At 37.6% G+C, this 3,204-nt stretch carries 5 protein-coding genes; 3 read left to right on the top strand and 2 right to left on the bottom strand.

Annotated features, from left to right (window positions below; all coding sequences use genetic code 11):
- Positions 1-44 precede the first annotated feature (44 nt).
- Positions 45-338 carry a DUF2089 family protein gene (locus A5294_RS06030; RefSeq protein WP_064340700.1) on the top strand — a complete coding sequence of 98 codons (294 nt, stop codon included), beginning with the start codon at positions 45-47 and terminating at the stop codon, positions 336-338.
- Complete coding sequence (locus A5294_RS06720) at positions 335-508, top strand: hypothetical protein (protein ID WP_004105682.1); 174 nt, start codon at positions 335-337, stop codon at positions 506-508. The genes A5294_RS06030 and A5294_RS06720 overlap by 4 nt, the downstream gene beginning before the upstream one ends.
- 81 nt (positions 509-589) lie before the next feature.
- On the opposite strand, the gene A5294_RS06035 is transcribed toward A5294_RS06720, so the two are convergent.
- Together A5294_RS06035 and A5294_RS06040 are read right to left on the bottom strand one after the other, a co-directional pair.
- Positions 590-1,807, bottom strand: a complete 1,218-nt coding sequence (locus tag A5294_RS06035) for a histidine kinase dimerization/phosphoacceptor domain-containing protein (protein WP_064340701.1) — start codon at positions 1,805-1,807, stop codon at positions 590-592.
- Complete coding sequence (locus A5294_RS06040) at positions 1,801-2,541, bottom strand: response regulator transcription factor (protein ID WP_064340702.1); 741 nt, start codon at positions 2,539-2,541, stop codon at positions 1,801-1,803. Before A5294_RS06040 ends, A5294_RS06035 begins: the two co-directional genes overlap by 7 nt.
- 193 nt (positions 2,542-2,734) lie before the next feature.
- Here A5294_RS06040 and A5294_RS06730 point away from each other — a divergent pair.
- Positions 2,735-3,204 (top strand): hypothetical protein (locus A5294_RS06730; RefSeq protein ID WP_156483452.1); only part of this gene is annotated, 470 nt, incomplete at its 3' end.

The raw sequence follows: 3,204 nt of genomic DNA on the forward strand, positions 1-3,204 counted from the left end.
AGTTTAATTTAATTAAAGTTTTATAGGTTGACGAAAGGGGTGATATGGATCATATTCCAAAATGGATGGCTAATCTCACAGACGAAGATATGTCGTTTATAAAGAACTTTGTATTATCGTCTGGATCGTTAAAAGAAATGTCGCAAATGTATCAAGTCTCTTACCCAACGATGAGAATCAGGCTTAACCGGCTCATTGAAAAGCTGCACATAAGCGACAATGAACCAGAAGACCCGTTCGTTCTTTTAGTAAAGAGTCTTGCTATTGACGATAAATACGATGTTAACACAGCTCGAACACTCATAAACGAATATAGAAAAAGAAAGGATGAATCATGAGCTATGCATTATTTGGTCCAATAATTGACATTCTTATTGCACTTGTTATATGCGTATTAGTGTTCTTTATTGCAAGAAGTCTTATTCGATATGCGCATTCTCTTAAGAAAGACGATAAGTCATCTAAGCAGTCTGCAGAAGATAAAAGAATTGTATTACAAGACTTATAAAACACAAAAATCACACGTTATCGTGGCAAAAATTGCAAAATTCGCAAAAACTGCCACGATAACTCGAGAGTTTAAGTACTGCTAGTTTAGTGGAATAACAACATTGACCAGCCAAGTGTCATCATCTTTTTGCGCGTTTAAAGATCCACCTAAACGTTCCACAGATTTTTTGTGGAATAGTAACCCTTTGCCAAAAACAAGTCTTCCACCAAACTTATTCGACAACGAATTCATGCACATTATTTTGCATTCTCGCTCATCAACAGTAACGTTCATAGAAAAGTCAACGCTAGTACTGCAATGCTTACGAATGTTAGTAAGCAACTCACTGCACATGCGAATAGCACATTGAGCTTTTTCAGTACTAACAGTTGCAGATGCAGCAAAATCACCACTCCCCGAACTTTTATCAACCACTATTAAAGAGCCATAGTACCCAAGCTGCTCACAAATTTGCCGTTCAGCCTGTAAACGCGCGCGAATATTGCATAAAAAATCAGTCAAATTCATGCAATCATTGTTATTAGAACTATAAACAAACTGCGTACTAGCAATATTTGAATCTAAAGAATCATCATACTTTTGTTCAGCTTGCTCAAGCAGGCTGATAACAAGTCTCGCTTTGGAAAGTGCATTACGCGAATGTTCAATAATCTGCTCTAACGATTCTTTTGTATGTTCATTGTTCTCAACATATAAAGCATCCGTCGCAAGCAACGTAATATCAGTAATCTCATTGTTCACATCGTCATGCAATTGCAACGCAACAGACGCAATATAAGACTGGAACTTACTCCGTACAATATCCATTTTTGCGCGATTATTTTCTTCCAACATGTTCAAATATTTGTGCAAAGCGTAGCCACAAATCATAGAAATAAGAACAAAACAAGGAAAAGTAAGCGGAATGTACGCCATTTTTGCAAAGTACATAATATTAAGCGAAACTATGTAAGCGCAAAGCAAATACTTCCACGAATCGTAAAAGCCTGCAACAAGCATGCCAGCGAGCAGCGCAAAAAGCACACAAGTTGCATTTACGCCTGGTACTGCTAACGTTACGCAATAAAAAATCGGAGTTACGAGTGATATTTGACGCGGAAAAGCAATCATAAGAAAAGTTGCAAACATCCAAACGTATTGGCACGCAGATTGTAATGGATTGTGCCACAAACCAGCTGTATTGCAAGATTGCACGTCCATTGATACTACAAGAATCGCCAATATTATGAATAAAGTTCGCTGAATTTTCCAGCTTTTAACCAACTCAATAACGCGCGAAAATGTGTTCATTAACATGCGTTATCCGTTTCTTGCAAAAAATTCGGATGATTCTGCGGCGAATTATAAGCATACGACAGATTGCTATTTTGCTCACGATTTTGCATTGCAGCAAATGCGGATATTGCTTGCACTCGGTTAGAAACATGCAATTTTTTGTAAATTCTATGAATATGCGTGTTAATAGTGTTTGGCATAAGACCAAGTTGAGCCGCAATCTGATTCGTTGTGTAGCCTTTAGCAAGCAGATCCATGATTTTTAGTTCTTGAGGCGGCAAAACGCTACGCGATCTTGATTTAGAAAGCCTAATAAAAGATTCTTGCGGTGTAGCAAAATCGTAAGCAACGTCTTTAACACAACGGCAGCCATACGCGTGCTGATTATTACAATATTGCAAAGCTTCTGCTAGCCCTTTGAAATTGTCTTTAGCAACCATTGCCTGCCCACCAACTTGCGCCACTGACGAAGCATAGGATCTGCAGTCATACGAAGTCATACCAATTAAAATAATGCTATTGTTTTTCTCACGAATTGCGCGTATTACGTCTACTCCAGACATGTCTTTCATTGACATATCAATCAAAATATAATCCGGAGTAGTTTTTGCTACTTGGCAGTATTCCAAAGCTTGCGCTCCAGATTTTACGCACCATTTGCACGCGTACTCGCTTGGCAAAAGCTTGCTGAGCACGTTTCGCATAACCGCTAAAACTAATGGATCGTTATCTACTATTGCATACGTTTTTGGCATAATGGCTTTCTTGCAATTTCACGCTACTTTTCTTATATTTTACTTTATAAGTGCGCACAAAATAGAGCAAATTGTGTAGCAAGAAATGATTACAAGTAATGCATGTAAGTCAAATGTGATTATAATAAGTGACAGTATGCGACTTTTGGTTGCGTTGAAAACTCATTTTCAATAATGATTGCAGCAGGATTATATGACAAAACGATTAGTAGTATTGCACTCCGCAGAAGTAGCTGCGATGGCGTTTGCCTCAGCAGCTGCTTTTATGCGTAGTTTTGGCTTTTTTGTTTTGTGGCTTGTTTTAGGACTTCTTTCTGTTGCAATGTATTCTTATGCATATTTTTTCTTGCGCAAAAATGTTCTTGAAGGCGAAAATGCAAGTAACACAAATAATATAGCTGAGCTTGATAGCGATAACACTAACAGTATAAGTAGAGATAGTGAACTTAAGAGCACAGGCAGCAAAAAGGCTTGCGATACTGAAAATTACGATAGCTGCGATAATTGCGATGACTATGACAACAATGTTAAAAACAGCTACGGCTCAGAAAACAACAAAAGCGAAAGTGCCGAAGAAAACAAAGTTGTCGCACTAAAACGCAAAAAAGTCGAATTGCAAAATAAGCAAATACTTAACAATTACTCAAATAATTTAACAAATAT

Source organism: Gardnerella sp. 30-4, assembly GCF_001641215.1.
Taxonomy (GTDB): Bacteria; Actinomycetota; Actinomycetes; order Actinomycetales; family Bifidobacteriaceae; genus Bifidobacterium; species Bifidobacterium leopoldii.